The 22039-nt window shown below is 68.3% G+C and carries 18 protein-coding genes and 1 pseudogene; 11 read left to right on the top strand and 8 right to left on the bottom strand.

Annotation, left to right across the window (positions count from 1 at the left end; all coding sequences use genetic code 11):
• The 3 genes and pseudogenes from DRB06_RS16375 to DRB06_RS08060 form a co-directional block, all read right to left on the bottom strand.
• Nucleotides 1-184: pseudogene (locus DRB06_RS16375) on the bottom strand (hypothetical protein); the annotation flags it as partial.
• Between the two features lie 602 nt (nucleotides 185-786).
• Nucleotides 787-2274: a DUF3824 domain-containing protein gene (locus tag DRB06_RS08065; protein WP_146750838.1), complete on the bottom strand. Its 1488-nt coding sequence runs from the start codon at nucleotides 2272-2274 to the stop codon at nucleotides 787-789.
• 359 nt (nucleotides 2275-2633) lie between these two features.
• Nucleotides 2634-3260 (bottom strand): NAD(P)-dependent oxidoreductase, encoded by a 627-nt coding sequence (locus tag DRB06_RS08060; protein WP_073328446.1) that lies wholly within the window; start codon nucleotides 3258-3260, stop codon nucleotides 2634-2636.
• Nucleotides 3261-3788: 528 nt separating this feature from the next.
• Between DRB06_RS08060 and DRB06_RS08055 the strand changes: the two genes are divergently transcribed.
• From DRB06_RS08055 to DRB06_RS08040, 4 genes are all read left to right on the top strand, one after another.
• Nucleotides 3789-5195, top strand: coding sequence for a glutamate decarboxylase (locus tag DRB06_RS08055; RefSeq protein WP_108968302.1), 1407 nt, complete (start codon nucleotides 3789-3791; stop codon nucleotides 5193-5195).
• A gap of 8 nt (nucleotides 5196-5203) precedes the next feature.
• On the top strand, nucleotides 5204-6937 hold the full coding sequence (locus DRB06_RS08050; RefSeq protein WP_220092998.1) for an amino acid permease: 1734 nt from the start codon (nucleotides 5204-5206) through the stop codon (nucleotides 6935-6937).
• 111 nt (nucleotides 6938-7048) lie between these two features.
• Complete coding sequence (locus DRB06_RS08045; RefSeq protein ID WP_111819624.1) at nucleotides 7049-7483, top strand: VOC family protein; 435 nt, start codon at nucleotides 7049-7051, stop codon at nucleotides 7481-7483.
• Nucleotides 7480-8067, top strand: coding sequence for a GNAT family N-acetyltransferase (locus DRB06_RS08040; RefSeq protein ID WP_073328456.1), 588 nt, complete (start codon nucleotides 7480-7482; stop codon nucleotides 8065-8067). Before DRB06_RS08045 ends, DRB06_RS08040 begins: the two co-directional genes overlap by 4 nt.
• A 44-nt stretch (nucleotides 8068-8111) precedes the next feature.
• On the opposite strand, the gene DRB06_RS08035 is transcribed toward DRB06_RS08040, so the two are convergent.
• On the bottom strand, nucleotides 8112-8741 hold the full coding sequence (locus DRB06_RS08035; RefSeq protein ID WP_108968295.1) for an HAD-IA family hydrolase: 630 nt from the start codon (nucleotides 8739-8741) through the stop codon (nucleotides 8112-8114).
• Nucleotides 8742-8826: 85 nt separating this feature from the next.
• On the opposite strand from DRB06_RS08035, the gene DRB06_RS08030 reads away from it, so the two are divergent.
• A complete protein-coding gene (locus DRB06_RS08030) occupies nucleotides 8827-9546 on the top strand; it encodes a peptidyl-tRNA hydrolase (protein WP_108969886.1) in 720 nt (239 codons plus the stop codon).
• A 70-nt stretch (nucleotides 9547-9616) separates the two neighbouring features.
• On the opposite strand, the gene DRB06_RS08025 is transcribed toward DRB06_RS08030, so the two are convergent.
• Nucleotides 9617-10222, bottom strand: a complete 606-nt coding sequence (locus DRB06_RS08025) for a GtrA family protein (protein ID WP_073328461.1) — start codon at nucleotides 10220-10222, stop codon at nucleotides 9617-9619.
• 223 nt (nucleotides 10223-10445) lie between these two features.
• A complete protein-coding gene (locus DRB06_RS08020; RefSeq protein ID WP_073329255.1) occupies nucleotides 10446-11102 on the bottom strand; it encodes an HAD-IA family hydrolase in 657 nt (218 codons plus the stop codon).
• A 322-nt stretch (nucleotides 11103-11424) separates the two neighbouring features.
• On the opposite strand from DRB06_RS08020, the gene DRB06_RS08015 reads away from it, so the two are divergent.
• The 6 genes from DRB06_RS08015 (at nucleotide 11425) to DRB06_RS07990 (ending at nucleotide 18643) form a co-directional block, all read left to right on the top strand.
• On the top strand, nucleotides 11425-13608 hold the full coding sequence (locus DRB06_RS08015; RefSeq protein ID WP_258522202.1) for an alpha-galactosidase: 2184 nt from the start codon (nucleotides 11425-11427) through the stop codon (nucleotides 13606-13608).
• 115 nt (nucleotides 13609-13723) lie between these two features.
• Complete coding sequence (locus DRB06_RS08010) at nucleotides 13724-14632, top strand: carbohydrate ABC transporter permease (RefSeq protein WP_073328464.1); 909 nt, start codon at nucleotides 13724-13726, stop codon at nucleotides 14630-14632.
• A gap of 16 nt (nucleotides 14633-14648) precedes the next feature.
• Nucleotides 14649-15590, top strand: a complete 942-nt coding sequence (locus tag DRB06_RS08005; RefSeq protein WP_108968292.1) for a carbohydrate ABC transporter permease — start codon at nucleotides 14649-14651, stop codon at nucleotides 15588-15590.
• 10 nt (nucleotides 15591-15600) lie between these two features.
• Nucleotides 15601-16977, top strand: a complete 1377-nt coding sequence (locus DRB06_RS08000; RefSeq protein WP_111819623.1) for a sugar ABC transporter substrate-binding protein — start codon at nucleotides 15601-15603, stop codon at nucleotides 16975-16977.
• Between the two features lie 155 nt (nucleotides 16978-17132).
• Nucleotides 17133-17399, top strand: coding sequence for an HPr family phosphocarrier protein (locus tag DRB06_RS07995; RefSeq protein ID WP_073328472.1), 267 nt, complete (start codon nucleotides 17133-17135; stop codon nucleotides 17397-17399).
• A gap of 665 nt (nucleotides 17400-18064) precedes the next feature.
• Nucleotides 18065-18643, top strand: a complete 579-nt coding sequence (locus tag DRB06_RS07990) for a ribonuclease H (protein ID WP_111819622.1) — start codon at nucleotides 18065-18067, stop codon at nucleotides 18641-18643.
• A 28-nt stretch (nucleotides 18644-18671) separates the two neighbouring features.
• On the opposite strand, the gene DRB06_RS07985 is transcribed toward DRB06_RS07990, so the two are convergent.
• Nucleotides 18672-19856, bottom strand: coding sequence for an acetate/propionate family kinase (locus DRB06_RS07985; protein ID WP_108968279.1), 1185 nt, complete (start codon nucleotides 19854-19856; stop codon nucleotides 18672-18674).
• Nucleotides 19857-19954: 98 nt separating this feature from the next.
• Nucleotides 19955-22009 (bottom strand): phosphate acetyltransferase, encoded by a 2055-nt coding sequence (gene pta, locus DRB06_RS07980; protein ID WP_108968277.1) that lies wholly within the window; start codon nucleotides 22007-22009, stop codon nucleotides 19955-19957.
• Nucleotides 22010-22039 lie beyond the last annotated feature (30 nt).

Here is a 22039-nt window from a genome sequence, read left to right as displayed (position 1 = left end):
GCGTCGGCGTGGCCTGTGGGGGTGTGGCGAGGTACCCGTAGGCTCCCGCCGGCTGCTGCTGGGGCGGGTACTGGGGGTAACCCTGTGCGGCCGGATTCTGGGGGTAACCCTGTGCGGCGGGGTACTGGGGAGAGCCCTGCGCGGCCGGGTACTGGGGAGAGCCCTGTGCGGCCGGGTACTGCACCGGTGGTGGGTATTGCGGTTGCTGCTGCCAGGCTCCGGGTTGGTTTTGTGGCTGTTGGAAACCGCCGGCTTGAGCCTGCGGGGAAGGCATGTTGTTCCGGTTGGGCTGGGGTTGGCCAGGCTCAGTCATGTCGCCGATAATGTCACGAATAGGCCACCTGTCGGTACTGTTTGGCGCGGTTCATATGTGGTCGGTTCGACGCTTGACCGCAGACTCAGGCCAAGATGATGACGTCGCGGCGCGGGGTTTGATGACGGGCTGTTCGTGCATGTCGGTGTGGTGGCTCGGTCCCGGCGGCAGTTGCGCGGTGGTTACGTTCGGGTGTGGGAGGCCGTGTTCGGGCCGATGAGGACGTCGTCGGCGGGGCCAGGCCGGCTCTAAGAGCTCGCTGTGCCGGGCCAGTGGGGCCGGCGTGTGGTGGGGCGGACGGTTCGCACGAACCGCCGACCTGAACATACGATCCGACGCGCCTGATCCACCGTGAGCCACCCTGCAGCCCTGCCCAACGCGCCACGCATCACGCCGCCGGGACGCCCACGCCAACCAGCAGCCCGGCGAACCGACCCGTCAGCCCACCACACCCTCAAACCAGAAGAGCCGGATTATGATGTGGTGGGCCGGTAGGCGAGGATTTCACCGGATTCGAGTTCGACAATGAGCATGTCTCCGAGAGGTGTATAACCTGCGAATTCTTCCCTCGTGCCAAGGGGAATCGGCTCCGAGCTGCGTCCAGTAACCATGTCCACCAGCACCAGGAATTGTTCGTCTCCGTCCGTCTTGTTGAAGCTCTGTACCTGTCCCTGTCCGGAGTGATACAGGGCCTGAAGGGCGCTGGTGGAGGTGCATGCTCCCCCGCGTCTCGCCTGGACCAGGGAGTTAGGCTCGCCGAGCACGACGTCGTTGCCGTTGATGGTGATCGACTGACAATCGTGGTCGGCTTCTGAGATGGTGTAGGTTGATGGAGCCCAGGAGGTGTCGAAGCTCTCCAGCCAAAGGCGGGCTTGTTCCCGCGTGAAAGGCGTAGGTGACCATGGGTAGGCGGAGAACGACGTGTTACGGTTGAACTTGAACGATTCGCTGAGGGTGCCATCGGCCTCGTACAGGTCGATGGTCGCGTCGGCATGCAAGTCGCCGCTGGTGTGAACCAGCCAGCCGTCGGCGAGTGGCTGCTGGATGGTGTACTTGTCCGCGTCCAGCTGGTTTGTGGCGCCGGTGTTCAAGTCGACCACGAAGTAGTCGTAATCGGATGAGCTGGCGAGTACATGCCCGTCCACGATTGCGTACGACAGCACAGTCATCGGGCTATCCGTGGCGAAGTCGGTCTCCCACAGCATTTCGGAGGGACTCGACCAGCACCGGCAGGTGGTTTCGACACAGGCGATCGCACCCGCTGACGTGATGCTTACCCTGGCCTCCGCGTCCCAGGGGGCGGCGCTGCGTGCTTGGGAGTCGATGTCTATCAGCGTGTTCTCGACGATGATCTGACGGTCCCAGAGCCTTGTCCTGTCGACGACTTCGGTAACCTCTTGCTGGGTCTCCCACAGTTGCTCGGGGCTATCTCCGGAGATGTCGAAAACGGTGACGGTAGCAGTCGTGGACGTGCTGGTAATCCTCACCAGGCGGTTGTCGTGGACGCGCGTCGACATCTCCTGTCCACGGAAGTCTGCGGGAGCCTCGAGGGACCAGGCCTCCTCGAAGCCATCCACCCAGGCCTGCGACCAGAGGCTGTTCTCAGGGACGTCGTCGGTGCCGCGTCCCCGTAAGACGAGGACGATGGAGCCCGTGATGGCCAGTACGAGGACGACCGCCAGCGCGGATATGAGCGCCACTTGCTTCCGCCTCGGCCGTACCGGATAAGGAGTGGGTGGTGTGGCAATGTACCCGTAGGGTGTCGGCTGCTGCGCGTTCGGATATGCGGGGAAACCAGACGGGCTCTGCTGTGCGGGCGGATACTGCCCAGCGGCCAAGGTCTGCGGCGGCTGCCAGGCGCCCGGCTGGGCGGCCGACTGCGGGTAGCCGCCGGGTTGCGGCACGTACCCGTAGGGCGGCGTGCTGTATGGGCCGGGCTGGAACTGATTCGAGGAACTCACACAGCCATAATGTCACGAACAAGTCAACCGACGGTGGCTTCGGCCGGATTCATGGCTCTTCGTGCTTGGGGCGGGGTGGGTGGGGGTGTCTGCTACGCGGGTCCGACGTTAACAACGCTACTTAACGGTCTGCTGTATACCTCGGAGCCCTTCAGCAGACCGTTAACAGGCGTTGTTAACCCCGAAGTGGCGTTGCAGACGGTGAAGTGGCGTAGCAGGTGGCACCGCCTCCGGGCGCGGGGATGTCGGCAACCGCCGCGGGCACGGCGAACCGGCATGACATGGTCAGTGCGGATGTGGGTGACCACAAACCGGAAGAACCGGAGTCGTTGCAGCCGACTCGAGGCAGGGTCGCAGGCTCAGTCGGAGATGACGACACCCCGCCGCACCCAGCGGTCCGCGTGCGCCTCCTCATGCATGAAAGCGCCTACATCGGCACGGGCGATGCGCTCCCTGCCGCGCATCACCAGTGACTCTCCGATCCGATACCGCCCCTGGGCGGGGCCGTTGGTAAGCGTCGTCGGGTAGACGAGCGTCCAGTCCAAATCGGAGTCACGCAGCAACTTCTCCGCTGCGGCCTTGTTCGCGTAGATGCCGCGCAGGAAGCTGCGGTAGAGGAAGCGTTGTGGCGGCGTCGCGGTGCGGATCGTATCCCCGACCCCGAAGGAGGATAGCCAGACCAAGCGTCTGACACCGGTGGTGTGCGCGGCCTCAATGACGGCTTCGGCCGCATCGGTGAACAATCCGCCGTTGCGGGGAGAGGCGCCGCGGCCCAGCGCCGAGACTACGGCGTCGCAGCCGACCATTGAGTGGGATAGATCGTCGGCGTTGCGTGCATCCCCGACGGTGACGGCAATGCGGCCCGACTGCTTCCCCAGTTTCTCCGGGCTACGCACCAGGACGCTCACGTCGTCACCGTGGTCCAGCGCGTGGGACAGGACGTGCATGCCGGTGGGGCCGGTGGAGCCGAGGACAAGCAGTTTCATGGTGTGCCTTCCAGTTGGGCCGTGAGGCAGGGAGCTGTCAATGCGTGGATTGCTCGCAGCCTATCGGACCACACCGTCGCAGTCCCGCATGAACCGCGATCTAGGCTGGCGGCGGTGCTGGGGAGCGTGCCCGGGGTGTATTTCACGACCCCAGCGCGCCTTCGAACATGGAGAGCCCGTCTTGTCGCAGTCCGTGTGGGCACAAATCCGGCGGCCGGTTCAGGCTTTTCCGTGGACGCTTTCAGGTGCTGTTCAAATTGCGGGTGTACGCGGCGCACCTGCGCGCTTGCATGAATTTGTGCGACTATTTCCAGCCTGCTTTCTGGTGCTTTTCAAGTGACTCCTGGCGACGTCGGCTAGAAAGAAAAGCTTGAAGAATGCTGGCAGGTGTAGCAATTGTTTCGGAAAGCTGGGAGGAATATCCGTGGTAAATTGCAAATGCGGCCTTATTGTCTGGTGTGTGTGGTGGCAAGCACGGCGTGGTGATATTCCTATGTCAATCGTTGCCAACCGAAAGGAGAATCCGACATGTCGCGGCCAGTATTCGACGGTTCTTCCGCCCCGGATCCGGGCAGCAGTGAGCTCAACCCGCTGTTCGCCCGCCCCGGCGAGGCCTATGACCTGCCGAAGTTCCGCTTCCCCAGCGGGGAGGCGCTGCCCGAGACCGCCTACCAGGTGGTCCACGACGAGGCGATGCTGGACGGCAACGCCCGGCTCAACCTCGCCACCTTCGTCGGCACCTGGATGGACGAACGCGCCAACCGCCTGTACCTGGAGGCGGCCGACAAGAACATGATCGACAAGGACGAGTACCCGCGCACCGCGGAGATCGAGACCCGCTGCTGGACCATGCTCGCGGACCTGTGGCACGCGCCGGACCCGCGCCGCGCCATCGGCACCTCGACCATCGGCTCCTCGGAGGCCTGCATGCTGGGCGGGTTGGCGCTCAAGCGCCGCTGGCGCAACGCCCGCCGCGCCGCCGGCAAGCCCACCGACCGCCCGAATCTGATCATGTCCAGCGCCGTGCAGGTGTGCTGGGAGAAGTTCTGCAACTACTTCGACGTCGAGCCCCGGTACGTGCCCATCACCGAGGAGCACAAGGTCTTGGACGGCTACCGGCTGGAGGACTACGTCGACGAGAACACCATCGGCGTCGTGGCCATCATGGGGGTGACCTACACCGGCATGTACGAGCCGGTCGCGAAGATCGCCCAGGCGCTGGACGCCATCCAAGAGCGCACCGGCCTGGACATCCCGATCCACGTCGACGGCGCCTCCGGGGCCATGATCGCCCCCTTCATCCAGCCGGAACTGGAGTGGGACTTCCGCATCGATCGGGTGGCCTCCATCTCCACCTCCGGCCACAAGTACGGTCTGGTCTACCCCGGTATCGGCTGGGTGGTGTGGCGCGAGGAGGCCGCCCTCCCCGAGGAGCTGATCTTCGAGGTCTCCTACCTCGGCGGGCAGATGCCCACCTTCGCGCTCAACTTCTCCCGCCCCGGCGCCCAGGTGCTGCTGCAGTACTACATGTTCCTGCGGCTCGGCTTCGACGGCTACCGCCGGGTGCAGTCCAACAGCCGCGACGTCGCCCGCTACCTGGCCGACCAGGTCGCCGCCATGGGGCCATTTGAACTGTGGAACGACGGTTCGGACATCCCCGTGTTCGCGTGGCGGCTGCGCGCGGACCACGCCGACAAGTGGAACCTGTACGACCTGTCCGACCGGCTGCGCATGAAGGGCTGGCTGGTCCCCGCCTACCCGATGCCCGATGACCTCACCGACGTCACCGTGCAGCGGATCGTCGTCCGCAACGGGCTCAGCCACGACATGGCCGACGCCCTCCTGGAGGACATGCGCGCCGAGGTCGCCTACCTCGACCGGCTCGACGGGCCGCTGCCCCACGAGTCGAACCGCCCCACCGCCTTCCACCACTAGGGGTCGAAATGTCCGTCAAAACCACCGGCAGTGCTGCCGGAACCTCCTTCCCCGACGGCGGCGCTCGCGCCAGCACCGCTAACGCACCCGCCTCGTCTGGCACATCCGCCTTTCGCGGTGCCCGCTCCGGCCACCCACCCGCCGGGACGCTCGGGGACCTGCCCGCGCCCGGGGCTGCCGCTCCTGCCGCACCCGCCGCCGTTGGGCCGAGCCAGGACGCGGTCCGCCCGCCCGCCTCAATGAGCGTATTCAACCTGGCCATGCTCACGGTGGTGGCCGTGGCCTCGCTGCGCTCCCTGCCCGCCATGGCCGGCTACGGCCTGTCCTCGGTGGTGCTGTACATCATCCCGGCGGTGCTGTTCATGGTGCCGACGGCGCTGGTGGCCGCGGAGCTGGCCACCGGCTGGAAGGGCGGCGTGTTCATCTGGGTGCGCGAGGCCTTCGGGGAGCGCTGGGGCTTCGTGGCCATCTGGCTGCAATGGGTGCAGAACGTGGTCTGGTACCCCACTCAAATCGCCTTCATCGCCGTGAGCCTGTCCTACGTGCTGGGCCGGGGCACGCTGGCGAACAATGGCGTGTACGTGGCCGGTGTCATCATCGTCCTGTACTGGGTATCCACCCTCATCACCCTGGCCGGCGGCAACCTGTTCGCCAAGGTCGGCTCGTGGAGCGGCATCATCGGCACGCTCTTCCCTGCCGCGCTGCTGATCATCTTCGGCGCCGCCTGGCTGATCTCCGGCACGCCCTCCCAGACGGAGCTGACGACGTCGGCGATCCTGCCGCCCTGGACGGGCCTGGCCTCCATCGTGCTGATCGTGTCCAACGTGCTCGCCTACGCGGGCATGGAGGTCAACGCGGTGCATGCCAACGACCTGGCCGACCCCGGCCGCGGCTTTCCGCGCACCGTCCTGATCTCGGCGGTGGTGATCCTGGCGATCTTCATCCTGCCGACCCTGGCGATCGCGGTCGCCGTGCCCAAGGCCGGCCTCGGAGTAGTCGACGGCATCAACCTGGCCTTCAAGACCTTCTTCGACCACTGGCACCTGGCCTGGGGCACACCGGTGATCTCGCTGCTGATCGCGCTGGGCGCCTTCGCCTCCGTGGTCACCTGGATCGCCGGCCCGTCCAAGGGCCTGCTCGCCGCCGCCCGCACCGGTCTGCTGCCTCCGGCGCTACAGCGGCGCAACGGCGCCGGCGTGCAGCGTTCGATCCTGCTGCTGCAGGGCGTCATCGTGACGATTCTGGCGCTGCTGTTCGTGGTGATCCCCAACGGCAACACCGCCTTCGTCACGCTGATCGACATGGCCGCCGCCCTATACCTGATCATGTACATGATGCTGTTCGCCGCCGCCCTGCGTCTGCGCGCCACCCGCCCGCAGGTGCAGCGCACCTATCGCACACCCGCGATGGGGCTGGTGGCCGGCGTCGGCTTCGTGGCCTGTGCGGTTGCCTTCGTGCTGTCCTTCGTGCGTCCGTCCGGTTTCACCGGACTGAGCACCGTCGGCTACGCCCTGGTGGTGGGGCTGGTGATCGTGGGTCTGGGGGTGCCGCCGCTGATCTTCTACGCGCTGCGCCGGCCCAGCTGGCAGCTGGAGCCCGACCACGCCACCGGTGACGCCATCCTGGTCAACCCGCCGCATCCGCGCGCCGACTGGGCCGCGAGCGGGCCGCACACTCCCCGGCACGAGGTGCGGGCCGTCTCCCGGCACCCCGGAACTCACCCGCTGGGGCGGGCCTCGTAGCGGGAGCCCGGTAAACGGCTCGGGATGAACCGCCCGGGTTGTCGGCCTCTGCGTGGGCCCCGGCGTCGTCGTACAGGCGGCGCCGGGGCCCACGGGTGCATGATGGCTCCCATGCGCGTCACCGGCATCGACCACCTCGTACTCACCGTCGCCTCGGTCCCCGCCGCGGTCGACTTCTACACGCGCGTACTCGGCCTGGAGGCCTTCACCTTCGACGGCGGCCGGGTCGCACTGCGGCTGGGGAACCAGAAACTCAACCTGCGTCCCGCCGACGGGCGCCTCACCCCCGAGGCCGCCGCCCCCACCGTTGGCAGCGCCGACCTGTGCCTGGTCGTCGACGCGCCGCTCGACGACGTCGTCGCGCACCTGGCCCGGACGGGAACCGAGATCGAGCTCGGCCCGGTCGCCCGCTCCGGAGCCCGAGGGTCCATGCACAGCGTCTACCTGCGCGACCCGGACGGCAACCTCGTGGAACTGGCTTCATACGACGGGCAGGCGGGTAGCCCGCCGACCGACCCCGCCGACGCAGAGGGGGAACGGGCATGACCGCGGCGCCGTCGGGCGTGACCATTCGTCCCGCCCGTCCCGACGACGAGGCGCGGGTTGCCCGCCTGCTGGCCCTGCGCGGGATCACCGTGGAGGAGGCGCTGGAACAGGCGCCGCGCATGATTGCCGCCCTACCGGTGCTGCTGCTGGCCTCCCTCCCCGCCGACGACGCCGAGCCCACCGGGGCCGGAGGCGCGGCCGCACGGTCGGCCGAGGTCGATGCGGTAGCCCACGCGGCCGAAGCTGATGACACGGCCGCCCCGGTCGCCCTGTCCGGTGCGTTTATCCTGCCCGGGGACCTGGAGGATGACCGCCCGGAGCGCTGGATGGTTTCCGGTCTGATCGTCGATCCCGGCGCCCGCAGCCGCGGCATCGGCCGTGCCCTGCTGGCCGCGGTGGGCGCCGCCGTGCAGGAGATCGATCCGGGGGAGGACCTGTTCAGTGTTGTCGAGACCGCCAACCACGCCTCCGTCGCCGCTCACCTTGCCGCCGGCTTCCAGGAGGCCGCCCACGTGGACGGCTACGCGGGCCTCGTCTTCGACGGCGACGCCCTGCTGATGCGCCTGCCGGGCACGACGGTCTAAGCGACGGGGGCGGAGTCCGAGGGCAAGCCCCTTGGGCCGGGGGCTCAGTCCAGCAGGGGGAGCAGGTCCCGCAGGCTGGCGACGACCAGCGCTCCGGGAGCATCATCCGGCAGAGTCACCGACGTCCCCGGGCGCACCAGCAGCGCCGCGGGCATACCCGCCTCCCGGGCTGCCACCACGTCGATCGGTCGGTCGCCGACGCATAGCACCTCCGCTGGGTCGAGCCGGTGGCGTTCGGCCAGCAGCAGGTTCATGTCCGGGCTGGGCTTGCGGGCCACCCCGTCCGGGGCGCAGACGATGTCATCCATCTTCAAGTGCAGCCCCTGCAGCAGGGCGGTGGCGGAGTCGCGGTCCCGGTGTGTGGCCAGCAGGTTCAACCCGCCCAGGGACCGTACCCGCGCCATCACTTCCCGCGCCCCGTCCATGACCGGCGCGGGTTGCGTGTGCCACCGCTTCTTCAGATCGTCGTATGCCTCTTCCAGCCCGTGGGGGTCGAGGCGCCGCTCCTCGCTGAGCGTGGCGATCGCATGGGCGATGGAGTGACGGGTCAGTTCGGTCACGTGATGCAGGTGGGCGGGGTCGGCGTCGCCGAAGGCCGCCTCGCACAGCACCCGGTCGACCTCCGGGTAGGTGTCTACCAGGGTGCCGCCCATGTCCCAGATAATGTGACGCATGCAGCCATTGTCCCCGCAAAACGTCCCCGGTGCGGCCGATTCGCCCTCCCCATCCGCCCATGCCGACCACCCCGTTCCCTGGGCCATGCAAATCGCCGTCCACTACGACAAGGTCCACCCGCCCCGCCGCATCGACGTCGCGGAGGCCAGCGCCCGCGCCGTCGTGGCCCTGCTCGCCGCCCCCGAGTCCGCCCCCGGCGGCCCCTGGCACGACGCCGTGGAGTACTGGCGTGACGGGCGCATCCGCAAGTTGGTGCGCCGCGCTCGCGGTCGGCGCTGGGATGAGATTCAGGAGCTGCCGGGCGTCACCGTCGCCCAGGACGGACCGGCGGGCTGGGGGAGGGCCGAGGCGCGCGCGATCGTGCCCGGGCCCGTCCGTCCACTGCCGCCCGCGCTGGCCAAGACCCAGGTGGAGGGCACCCACTTCCCGCACGGGGGCGAGCTGCCCCCGCCGCCCGCCGCGATCACGGCCGCCGTCGCCAAGGACCCCGCCGCCGCCCGCGGGATCGTGCTCACCAGTGACTCGGCCTCGCAGCAGGCCCCGGTAACGGTTGAAGTCACTCCGCTGGAGGAGATGACCAGCGGGAAGCTGTGCGCGCAGGTCGCCCACGCCGCCCAGCTCGCCTGGGAGAGCCCGCAGCTGCCCGCCGACCTGCGGGAGCGCTGGGCCGCGCAGGGCTACCGGGTACGCGTCGTCTTCCCATCGGAGGCCTCTTGGCGGAACCGCCCGCGGCCGGTGTCGGTGGTAGATGCGGGTTTCACCGAGCTGGACGGGCCCACGGAGACCACACGCGCCTGCTGGTGAACGGCGGGTAAGCGGGCGGCGACGGCGACCGGCCTGCAGTCGCCGCCCGTCCGCGCTTACGCGGGCGGGCTCAGGCGGCTTCGCCGACGGGCTCGGGCGTGCCGCGGAACACCCACAGGCGCATCAGTGCGTACAGGTAGATCCCCTCGCAGCAGGCCGAGATCAGCCGCGCCAGCTCCGCGTTCACCCCCACCAGGTGCAGCAGGCTGGACAGGCCCAGAATGAAGATCACGTACTGTGAGACCAGGCCGACGGCGTAGCGCGACCCCTGCGAGACCAGCGAGCCGTGCGACTGGAAGTTCAACCAGCGGTTGAGCAGCAACGAGTACACGCCCGCGATCGCATAGCCCACGGTGACGGCCAGGGGGTAGAACCAGTGCAACTGCTCGTAGAACAGCGTCAGGAAGCTGATGTCGATGACGAATCCGGAGCCGTTGATGAGCGCGTAGCCGATGAAGGTCACCGGTACTCGGCGGCGCAGGAACCCCGGCAGCAGCCGGTGAATGCGGTCGATGAGGTGCCGGAATACGCGCGGAGCACGTCGCGCCGGATCCTGCAGGCGAGCATCGAAACGACGACGGGCGGCGGCTGTGGCCCTCACGGCATCCGACGTGCGGGCCGCGGGAGAGGATTGACGCTGCTCCCGCACATTTCCGGACGTCGTAATGCTCGTCATGGTGATCCTTCCAGGCGCCGCACCCGCTGCGCTCACAGGCTTGAGTTTTGTACCACCGCCGATGCCTGGCAAGTCCGTGCGGATGAAGTCTGGGTTCCGAAAGTATGAGAAAAGCCGGGTACCTCTCCTCCCGCAGGAGGAGAGCGCTGAGTCGGGCCCGGTCGGCTGCGTGCAGCGCCGACCGAGGAGACGACAGAACGCCGTATTACCCGGCGGAGGCGACTCAGGCCGCTGCGGTGCCGTCGAGCACGGCGACGATCTCGCGGCGCAGCAGGTCCCCGCCCGCGTCCGCCGGGTGGTGCACCGTGCGGATGCCGAGCGTCGCCGCCGCGGACACATTGGTCGCGCTGTCATCCACGAACAGCGCCTCCTGTGGAGCCACGCCAACCAGGTCCAGCACCGTGCGGAAGTACTCGGCGCTGGGCTTGGCCACGCCGAGCGTGCAGGAGTAGGCATCCACGTCGCACAGTCCGTCGTACCCGAGTGCCGAGCGCATCCAGGCGCGACGCTCGTGCTGCTGATTGGTGGCCAGCACCGTGGTGTAGCCGGCGGCCCGCAGCTCGCGGACCGCCTGCCAGGCGGCCGGGTCCGGCGTGGCCCGCCACCACAGGTCGAGCAGTTCTTCCACGCTCGCGCCGAGCCGTAACTCGTCTACCAGCCGCTCAAGCAGGGTGCGCAGATCCTCGTCTCCCCTCAGAGCGGGGCCCTCCTCGGCGAGCAGGCGACGGCAGAAGCGCTCCCCGCCGCCGTTGGTCAGCGCCTGATCCCAGGGCGTGCCGATCAGCTGCAAAACGCCGTCGGCGTCGAGCAGCACGGCGCGTACCGGGCTGGTTCCGAGCGCGGGAATTTCGGGCGGGGCGGGTGAGGGGGCCGGCGTCATGAAGCGATCGTGGCGCATGATCGCCGGTTTCGCCAGCAGTACGCCGGGGAGGGGGTGAAAGCGGGCAAGGATCCAGCCGGGCGCGGGTGGCCCAAGTGAGCGTCGGCGGTCTCGGGTCTGGGGTGCCCGGGCCGTAGCTGCGCTCGTCGCTGCCCGGTTGTGGATAACCCGACGGGGACACGGCGTCGGTGGTTGACGTCACGCATTTCTTCGACTAGAAAATAATCGCTATGCATCAGTCCGGCCGCGCCGCGGCGGCCGGGCCCACGGGCAACAGTCCGCAATCCCAGCCGCAGATCCCACATAAGTCGAAGGAGACCCCGTGTCCCACTCTCGTATCGTCCACCTGCGCCGGGCCGGCACCTCACTGGTCCTGGACCTGATGCCCGACCGGCACCCGGTCGTGCGGCACTGGGGCGAGGACCTGGGTGAGCTCGATGGTGCGGCCCTCGCCGACGTCGGCATCGCCCAGAACACGGCTACCGGCTCCAACCAGACCTGGACCACCCCGGATCTGCCTGTGCTGCCGCTGCCACACTTGGGCTGGTCCGCCCGCCCCGCCGTTCTGCTGCACCGCGCCGACGGCTCGGCCTTCTCCATCCACCCCGAGAACGTCACCCACACGGTCGAGGCGGTCGACGCCCCCGGCGGCCAGGCCGATCAGGTCACCTCCACCGCCACCGACCCGGTCCACGGCATTGTCCTGACCACAGTGTTGCGTCTGGAGCCCTCCGGCCTAGTGCGCCTGCGCGCCGAGGTCGCCGACGCGGCCGGCCCCGACGCCGCACCCCTCGAGGTCGACGAACTCACCCCGCTCCTGCCGGTGCCCGCCGACGCCACCGAGCTGCTCGACTTCACCGGCCACCACGCCTTCGAACGGCAGCCGGTGCGCACACCCTTCACCCCTGGCACCCGCCTGCGCGAGTCCTGGGAGGGCCGCACCGGTCACGACGCCGTCACCTGGCTGGTCGCCGGCACCCCCGGCTTCGGATGGCGCCGCGGCCGCGTCCACGCCGTACACCTCGCCTGGTCCGGCAACACCCGTGCCCTGGCCGCCCACCCCGCCCAGGGCTATCGGCTACTGGGGGCCGGGGAGCTGCTCCACCCCGGTGAGATCGTGCTCGGCCCCGGCCAGAGCTACACCAGCCCGTGGGTGGTCGGCTCCTGGGGGGAGGGCCTGGATGCACTCGCCGCCCGGGCGCACGCCCACGTGCGGGCCCTGCCCTCCTACCCCGCCCGCCCGCGACCCGTGCTGCTGAACATCTGGGAGGCCGTCTACTTCAACCACGATCTGGACAAGCTCAAGGCCCTGGCCGACGAGGCCGCCGCCATCGGCATCGAACGCTTCGTCGTCGACGACGGCTGGTTCGGCTCGCGCCGCGACGACACCTCCGGCCTGGGCGACTGGCAGGTCTCCCCGGAGGTCTGGCCCACCGGGCTGGAGCCGCTGGCGCAGCACGTGCGCGAGTTGGGCATGGAGCTGGGACTGTGGTTCGAGCCGGAGATGATCAACCGCGACTCCGAGCTGGCGCGCACCCACCCCGACTGGATCCTGTCCGACGGGGCCGGCGGCGCCGTCGAGCACCGCCACCAGCGGGTGCTGGACCTGACCGCCCCGGGCGCCTGGGACTACCTGTTCGGTGCCATCAGCGACCTGGTGGAGCGCCTGGACCTGGCCTACATCAAGTGGGACCACAACTCCACGGTGCTTGCCGCCGGGCACATGGCCCCCAACGCCGCACTCGGCACCCGCTACGGCGCCCCGGCCATCCACGACCAGACCCTCGCCCTCTACCGGCTACTGGACGCCCTCCACGAGCGCTTCCCGAACCTGGAGATCGAGTCCTGCTGCGGCGGCGGCGGCCGCATCGACCTGGGGATCATCGAGCACACCCAGCGCGTGTGGACCTCCGACTGCAACGACGCCCACGACCGGGCCAACATCAACCGCGGCACCATGCTGCTACTTCCGCCCGAACTGATCGGCACCCACGTCGGCTCCGGGCGCGACCACACCACGCTGCGCAGCCTGGACATCTCCTTCCGTGCGGCCACCGCCCTGTGGGGGCACATGGGCGTGGAGTGGGACCTGCTGAGCGCCAGCGACGCCGACAAGCAGGGCCTGGCGGAGCTGATCGGCATGCACAAGCAGTTGCGCCCCCTGCTGCACTCCGGCACCGTCGTCCACGCCGACGTCGACGAGGACGACGTCGTACGCATTCAGGGCGTCGTCGCCCCGGACCGCTCCGACGCCCTGTTCGGACTGACCAGCCTGGGACAGGCGCTCACCTGGCCCGGTGCTCCCCGGCCCCTGCCCGGCCTTGACCCGCAGCGCACCTACCGGGTGCAACTGGCTGCGCCCCTGTACGCGGGCCACGTCTACCAGGCCGCCTGGACCCGCCCCGAGGGGGTGGTCCTGCCGGGCTCGTACCTGGTGAACAACGGCCTGTCATTGCCCGTCATCCACCCCGACCACATGCTGCTCGTGCGCGTCACCGCCGTCTGAGCCGCCCCGCGCCCAAGGGCGCGCCGCCTGACCCTGGCTGCGTCGTCGCACCGGAGCGATTGACCACCAACCCGTATTTCCCGATCCAAATCCCGCCAGGAACGGAGTATCGCCCATGTCCACAGCGACCGCCGCCGCCGGACCGGCGCTGCGCAGGAAACCGAAGGACGACCGCCTACTCGGCATCGCCTTCATCATTCCCGCCGGCATCGGCCTGGTCGCCTTCTACATCTGGCCCCTGATCCGGGGCATCTGGCTGTCCTTCACCGAGTACAACCTGCTGACCCCGGAGCAGTTCATTGGCCTGAGCAACTACCAGCGCATGATCGGCGACTCCATCTTCTGGAACGCCGTCAAGGTGACGCTGGAGTACGTGCTGATCAACATCGGCCTCCAGACCATCCTCGCGCTGGTGATCGCCGTGCTCATGCAGCGGCTGACCCAGTCGACGCTGGTGCGCTCGATCGTGCTGACCCCCTACCTGGTGTCCAACGTCGTCGTCGCCATGCTCTGGCTGTGGATCCTGGACAACACGCTGGGCATCTCCAACGAGATCATCTCCGCCATCACCGGGGAGAGCGTCAACTTCTTCTCCTCCGCCCTGGCCATCCCCACCATCGCCCTGATCAACGTGTGGCGCCACGTGGGCTATACCGCCCTGCTGATCTTCGCGGGGCTCCAGTCCATTCCGGAGACGGTCTACGAGGCCGGCAAGATGGATGGCGCCAGCGAGTGGACCATGTTCTGGAAGATCACGGTGCCGCTGCTGCGCCCCATCCTGGCGCTGGTGCTGATCATGACGATGATCGGCTCCTTCCAGGTCTTCGACACCGTCTCGGTGACCACCCAGGGCGGCCCGGTCAACGCCAGCCGCGTGCTGCAGTACTACATCTACGACATGGCCTTCAGCCGCTTCCAGTTCGGCTACGCCTCCGCCATGGCGGTGGGGCTGCTCATCGTGTTGGCGGCCATCACCATTCTCCAGTACCGCATGACCCGTGCGGGCGAGACGGACCTGGACTGAGAGGAGACGAGCAAGCATGAGCGCTTTGACCACCACCGCCCCCGATGCGAGCCCCGCAGCCGAGAGCCGCCGCACCCGCAAGAACGGCATCTCCGTGGGGCGGGTGATCGCCTGGATCTTCATGGCCCTGATCATCGTCATTACGATCCTGCCCTTCTATTGGGTGCTGCGCACCGCCCTGTCCTCCAACGCCGGGATCACCTCCGACCCCACCTCGATCCTGCCGGTTGACTTCAACCTGCGCGGCTTCGCCCGCGTGTTCGGCATGCAGTCCACCGAGGAGGCCCTGGCCGACGGCGGCTCCGGCGCCTCCATGAACTTCTGGATCTACCTGCGCAACTCGGTGATCGTGGCAACGCTGGTCACCGCCGGCCAGGTGTTCTTCTCCGCCATGGCCGCATACTCCTTCGCCCGCCTGCGCTGGCGCGGCCGGGACGCGGTGTTCACCCTGTTCCTGGCAGCCCTGATGGTGCCCTCGATCTTCACGCTGTTGCCCAACTTCGTGCTGGTCAAGCAGATCGGACTCATCGACAACCTGCTGGGCGTGGCGTTGCCGACCATGTTCATGACGCCGTTCGCGGTGTTCTTCCTGCGCCAGTTCTTCATGAACATCCCCCGAGAACTGGAGGAGGCCGCCCTGCTCGACGGCGCCTCCAAGATCCGGGTGTTCTTCCAGCTGATCCTGCCGATGGCCAGCGCACCGATCTCCACCCTGGCGATCATCACCTACATCACCGCCTGGAACGACTACTTCTGGCCCCTGCTGGTGTCCTACACGGACTCCTCCCGCGTGCTGACGGTGGCCGTGGCTGTCTTCCGGTCCCAGGCGCCCACCTCCGGCACCGACTGGTCCGGACTCATGGCCGCCACGCTCGTGGCGGCCCTCCCGATGCTGCTGCTGTTCATGGTGGCGGCCAAGCGCATCGTCAACTCCATCGGCTTCACCGGAATCAAGTGAGGAACGCGAGATGAACAACAAGCTCATGCTCACTCGCCGGAGCCTGCTGACCGGCGCGCTCGCCGGCGCCACGGCGCTGACGCTCGCGGCCTGCTCCGGCGGTGACAATCAGACGAAGTCCAACACGATCGACTACTGGCTGTGGGACGCGAGCCAGGAGCCCGCGTATCAGGCCTGCGCGGACCGCTTCAAGGAGAAGACGGGGATCACCGTCAACATCACCCAGATCGGCTGGAACGACTACTGGACCAAGCTGACCGCCGGCTTCATCGCCGGCACCGGCCCGGACGCGTTCGTCGACCACATCGCCAGATTCGCCCAGTTTGTAGACCTGGACGTGCTCGTGCCGCTGGACGAGCAGCCCGCCTGGTCCGGTGTCGACGAGTCTGCCTTCCAGGATGGACTGCTGGACCTGTGGAAGGGCGACGACGGCCACCAGTACGGCTGCCCCAAGGACTGGGACACCGTGGCGCTGTTCTACAACCAGGACATGCTCGCCGAGGCCGGTATCTCCGAGGAGGAGATCCAGACCTGCGACTGGAACCCGGAGGACGGCGGCAGCTTCGAGCGGATCCTGGCGCGGCTCACCGTGGACCAGAATAATGTGCGCGGTGACGAGGAGGGCTTCGACCCGAAGCATGTGGCCGTCTACGGGCTCGGCATCCAGGACTCGGGCTCCAATGACGGTCAGACCCAGTGGAGCCCCTTCACCGCCACGGTGGGGGACTGGTACTACACGGACCAGGAGACCTGGGGCACCCACTACCGCTACGACGAGGAGGACTTCCAGCGCACCCTGGACTGGTACTTCGGGCTGGTGGACAAGGGCTACCTGAACCCCAACGGGGCCTTCTCCGACGCCACCAGCACCGACATTCAGCTCGGTTCGGAGTCCATCGCCATGGCGATTCACGGGGCGTGGATGTTCAACACCTTCGCGGGTCTGGACATCAACGTGGGCATCGCCCCCACCCCGATCGGTCCCAACGGCAACCGCGCCTCCCTGTTCAACGGCCTGGGAGACTCGATCGTCAAGGACTCCGACAAGGTGGACCTGGCCTCCCAGTGGGTCGCCTTCCTGGGCACCGCAGAGGCTCAGGACATCGTCGCCTCCTACGGGATCGTCTTCCCCGCGATCGCCTCCTCCACTGAGAAGGCCATTGAGGTGTTCGAGGAGACCGGGCTGTCCACCGACGCCTTCACCGTGCACCTGGAGGAAGGCGGGCAGACCTTCTTCTTCCCGCTGACCTACTTCGGCGCCGACGTCAACGCGATCATTACGCCGGCGGTGGACGCGGTCTGGGTGGATCGGGTTCCGGCGTCGACGCTCACCGACTACAACGAGCAGGTCAATCTGCTGTTCGAGACCTCCGCTCACAGCGAGTGAAGGTCCAAACCGTATTCGTGGCGTTGTTCGCAGCCGCGCAGCGGTGAAGTCGGGTAGTGTGAGCCTGACATCAGCCGTCGTGCTGGTTCGCATCGGCGCAAAGGTGCAATCCCTGCATCCCGCGCGCTGATCCCGGTTCTCTCTAAGGAGTACATATGGCCCAGGTCACCGCCACAATCGCCTCCAAGGTCGGCCTCCACGCCCGCCCCGCCGCGACCTTCGTCAAGGCCGTCGCCGAGAAGGGTGTTCCCGTCACCATCGCCAAGGAGGGCGGCGCCCCCGTTGACGCCTCCTCCATCCTGGGCGTCATGACGCTCGGTGCCGGCTTCGGCGACGTAGTCACCCTCGCCTCCGACGCCGATGGCGCCGACGGCGCCCTGGAGGAGCTCAAGGCCCTCCTCGAGACCGACCTCGACGCCTGACGCACTAACCGCACAAGACGCGCCACCTGCGCCCGCCTCCCTGAGACGGGTTCGCAGGTGGCGCGTCCTTTGCAGCGGGACGGCGCCGGTAAGAGCCACGGCGATGGCCCTCGGGACCCACAAGGTCCCGGGGGCTTCGCTCATTTCGCCGGTCCCGTACCGCCGGCAGGGGATTGTCGGTGTGAGTGTGGGTTATCGGCGCGAATGCGGTGCTGTAGGCCGGCGTGTCGTGGGGAGGCCGGGTTATCGGCGCGGATGTGTGTGGTTGGGGCGTGTTGTGGTCTGCCGACTGGTTCGTTCGGCCGGGGTTTTGTGTGGGTGGTGGTGTTCGGCGTCGGGGGCCGGGGTGGCTTTGCACGACCCTGGGCGACACTGCACGACCCTGGTGCGCTTTCCACGACCCCGGGGTGGTCGTGCAACAGGCACCAAGGTCGTGGAACGCGGCCCGAGGTCGTGCAAAACGCGGCCTGTGTTAGTGCGAGGCGTGCTGAATCATGCCCCACTGTTAATTGGCTCCGACTTTCCCCGCCAAGTCAACGAAGAACCTTGATCCTGCACACATGTTTGCGCCGATAACTCGCCATATCGATGTACCTCGGCATTCGGCCGGCCTGCCGCAGTGAGGTGAGAGAGAGGAAGGTGGACCGAGCCGGTAGGGTGCGCCCATGACGATCATTGCTGCGGCGGACGGCTCCGCCCTGGGAAATCCCGGCCCGGCCGGCTGGGCCTGGTATGTGGATGAGGACTGCTGGGCCGCGGGCGGCTGGGAGAACTCCACCAACAATCGCGGCGAGCTGACCGCCGTGCTAGAGCTGCTGCATGCGACGGCGCAGGCGGGCCTGGCACGCGAGGAACTGCTCATCCAGGCCGACTCCCAGTACGTCATCAACTCCCTGACCAAGTGGATTCATGGCTGGAAGAAGCGCGGCTGGCGCAAGGGCGACGGTAAGCCGGTCCTCAACGACGACCTCATGAAGCAGTTGGACGCGGCCATGCGCGGACGCAAGGTGCGCTTCGAGTGGGTACGCGGGCATGTCGGCCACCCCCTGAACGAGGCCGCCGACCAGCGCGCCCGCGCCGCCGCCACCGCCTATCAGCGGGGCGCCAGTGTGCCGACGGGCCCCGGCTGGACCCGTCCCGGCGGGAGCGCAGCGGTGGGCGGGGACGCGTCGGCGCCCGAATCCGCAGAGCCGGGCGCCGAACCGCGGCGACGGGCGTCGACCGGGGCCGACACGCTCTTCTAATGGTCCCGTCACCGCCCTTACGTGGAACTCAGATGAGCGTCATGGCCTGGCGGGCGATGGCCAGCTCCTCGTTGGTGGGGTAGACGAGCACGGCGATGGCCGAGTCCGGGGTGGAGATGATACGTCCGTCGCCGGAGCGGACAGAGTTCTTGTCGGCGTCGATCCGCATCCCCATGAATCCCAGGCGCTCCACCAGCTCGGCGCGCAGCCGGTCGTCGTTCTCGCCGATGCCGGCGGTGAAGGTCAGGGCGTCCAGGCCGCCCATGACGGCGGTGTAAGCGCCCACGTACTTGACCAGACGATGCAGGTAGATGTCCATGGCGTCGCGGGCGTCCTGCTCGCCGGCGTCGATGCGCTTCCACACCTCGCGCATGTCGTTGTCCCCGGCCAGGCCCTTCATGCCGGACTCGCGGTTGAACAGGTAGTCGATCTCGTCCACGCTCATGCCGGCCACGCGGCCCAGGTGGAACACCGCCGCCGGGTCGATGTCACCGGTGCGCCCGCCCATGACCAGGCCCTCCAGGGGGGTCAGCCCCATGGAGGTGTCCACGGCGCGTCCGGCTACGACGGCGGAGGCGGAGGCGCCGTTGCCCAGGTGCAGCACGATCTGCTTGAGGTCGTCGCGCCCCAGCATGCGTGACACCTCACCGGAGACGAACTGGTGGCTGGTGCCGTGCGCGCCGTAGCGGCGGATCGAGTACTTGTCGGCGACCTCGCGCTTAAGGGCGTAGCGGGCGGCCTCCTCCGGCAGGTCCTGGAAGAAGGCGGTGTCGAATACGGCCACGTGCGGCACGTCGGACAGCAGCTCCAGGCCCACCTCGATGCCCTTGAGGTGGGCGGGGTTGTGCAGCGGGCCCAGCGGCACCAGTTCGCTGATCTTGGCGATCACGTCCTCGTCCACCAGGGCCGGGCCGGAGAAGTAGCGGCCGCCCTGGACCACGCGGTGGCCCACGGCCACGATGTTCGCCTCGGACAGGGTCGGGCCCTTCTCGTCGAACAGGCGCAGCACCTCGGACAGGCCGTAGCCGTGGTCGGGCACCGGCTCGTCCAACTGGGTCTTCTCCCCGGCGTGCCGGTGAATGATCGTGCCGGTCTCCTCACCGATGCGCTCCACCAGGCCCGAGGCCAGGGACTGGCCGGAGTCCGGGTCGACGAGCTGGTACTTGATGGAGGAGGAGCCGGAGTTGATGACGAGGACGGTCCGGGTGGTCACAATGAGCCTTTCATACGGTCGGGTTCTGACGGACGGGGAAACGGGATGGGATCCGGCCGAAGCCGGCAGTGCCCCGGCGGGGTCGCCGGGGCACTGGGTCAGGCCTGCGCCTGGACGGCGGTGATGGCCACGGTGTTGACGATGTCCTCCACCAGCGCGCCGCGGGACAGGTCATTGACCGGCTTGTTCAGGCCCTGCAGCACCGGGCCGATGGCGACGGCGCCGGAGGAGCGCTGCACGGCCTTGTAGCCGATGTTGCCGCTGGACAGGTCGGGGAAGATGAACACGTTGGCGCGGCCGGCCACCTCCGAACCGGGGGCCTTCTTGGCGGCCACGGTCGGGTCGATGGCGGCGTCGTACTGGATGGGGCCCTCCACGGCGAGCTCGGGGGCCTTCGCCCGCACGATCTCGGTGGCCTCGCGCACCTTGTCCACATCGGCGCCCTTGCCGGAGGTACCGGTGGAGAAGGACAGCATGGCCACCCGAGGCTCCACCCCGAACTGGCGGGCGGTCTCCGCGGAGGAGATGGCGATATCGGCCAGCTGCTCGGCGGTCGGGTCGGGGTTGACGGCGCAGTCGCCGTACACCAGCACCCGGTCCTCCAGCAGCATCAGGAACACCGAGGACACGATGGACGTGCCCGGCTTGGTCTTGATGATCTGGAAGGACGGCACGATCGTGTGGGCGGTGGTGTGGGCCGCCCCGGAGACCATGCCGTCGGCGTCGCCCATGTGCACCATCATGGTGCCGAAGTAGGACACGTCCTGCACCCGGTCGCGCGCCTGCTCCAGGGTGACGCCCTTCTTGGCGCGCAGGCGGGCGAACTCGACGGCGTACTTCTCCAGCAGCTCGGGGTCGGTGGTGGATACGACGCGGGCCGCGGAGATGTCCAGACCCAGTTCGGCGGCGCGTTCCCGCACCGTGGCCTCGTCACCCAGCAGGATCAGGTCGGCGATGCCGCGGCGGGCGATGACGTCGGCGGCACGCAGGATGCGGTCGTCGTCGGGCTCGGGCAGCACGATGGTCTTGCGGTCGCCGCGGGAGCGTTCGATCAGCTCCGCCTGGAACATGATGGGGGTGACCACCTCGCTGGGCTCCACCTCCAGGGCGGCCAGCAGGCCGTCGACGTCGGCCTCCTGCTCGAAGGTGGTCACGGCGACGTCGAGCTTGCGGGACGATGCCTGGCCCAGCCCGCCCTGCAGGGGGCCGGCAACGGAGGCGGCCGCGAAGGTGTCCAGCGGCGAGGTCATAACCGGCAGCGGCAGGCGCAGGCCCTTGATCAGGCGCAGCGCGTGCGGAGCCACCTTGAAGCCGCCGTTGAGGACCAGGCCGGAAAGGTTGGGGAAGCCGGCGGAGGCCTGCGCGGCCGCCAGCGAGATCAGGGCGGCGGAGCGGTCGGCGGGGACGATCACCACCTGCCCCTCATCCAGGCGCTCCAGCACGTGGGAGACATCCATGGCGGCGATCAGTACGCCCTCCGCCTCGCGGTCGAGCAGGGCCTCGTCACCACTGATGAGAGTGCCGTCGATCGCGTTCATCACCTCGCGTACGGAGGGGGCGCTCAGCAGAGGCACCTCGGGCAGGGTCGTGGTGGTCACGCCCTCCAGGTCGGCCAGGGCGGCGGCCACATCGGCGCGCGTGTCCGCCGGGCACTTGTTGGCCACGACGGCGACCGTGCGGGCGTGGTTGTCGGCGATCTCGGCCATGGAGACCTCCACGCTGCCGCGCACATCCTCGGGGTCGCCCTGCCCGGAGACCACCAGCAGCACGGGCACGCCGATGTTCGCGGCTACGCGGGCGTTGAGCTCCAGCTCGGGATTCCCGACGACGTCGGAGAAGTCCGAGCCGTCGATGATGATGACGTCGTGATCGCGCGCGACGGCCCGGTAGGCGTCCACGATGCGGGACAAGGACTCGTCGGGGTCGGCGTGGAACTCGTCCCAGGTGACGCCGATGCACTGCGCGGCCGGGGTGGTGGAGCCGCAGCGGCGCAGCAGCAGGTCGAGGAAGGGCTCGTTGTCACGGGAGGCGACGAAGGGGCGGAACACACCCACCTTCGCCACGACTTTCGTCAGGGAGGCGACCAGGCCCAGGGCCACGGTCGACTTGCCGGTACCGGCATTGGGGGAGGCGATGTAAATGCTGCGCGCCACGGTTCAGCTGTCCTTCTTGCGTCTCGACGT

It is taken from the genome of Actinomyces sp. Z5 (assembly GCF_003287795.1).
Taxonomy (GTDB): Bacteria; Actinomycetota; Actinomycetes; order Actinomycetales; family Actinomycetaceae; genus Actinomyces; species Actinomyces glycerinitolerans.
Note: the sequence above shows the minus strand (reverse complement) of the source record. Positions and strands in the feature narration are given on the sequence as shown.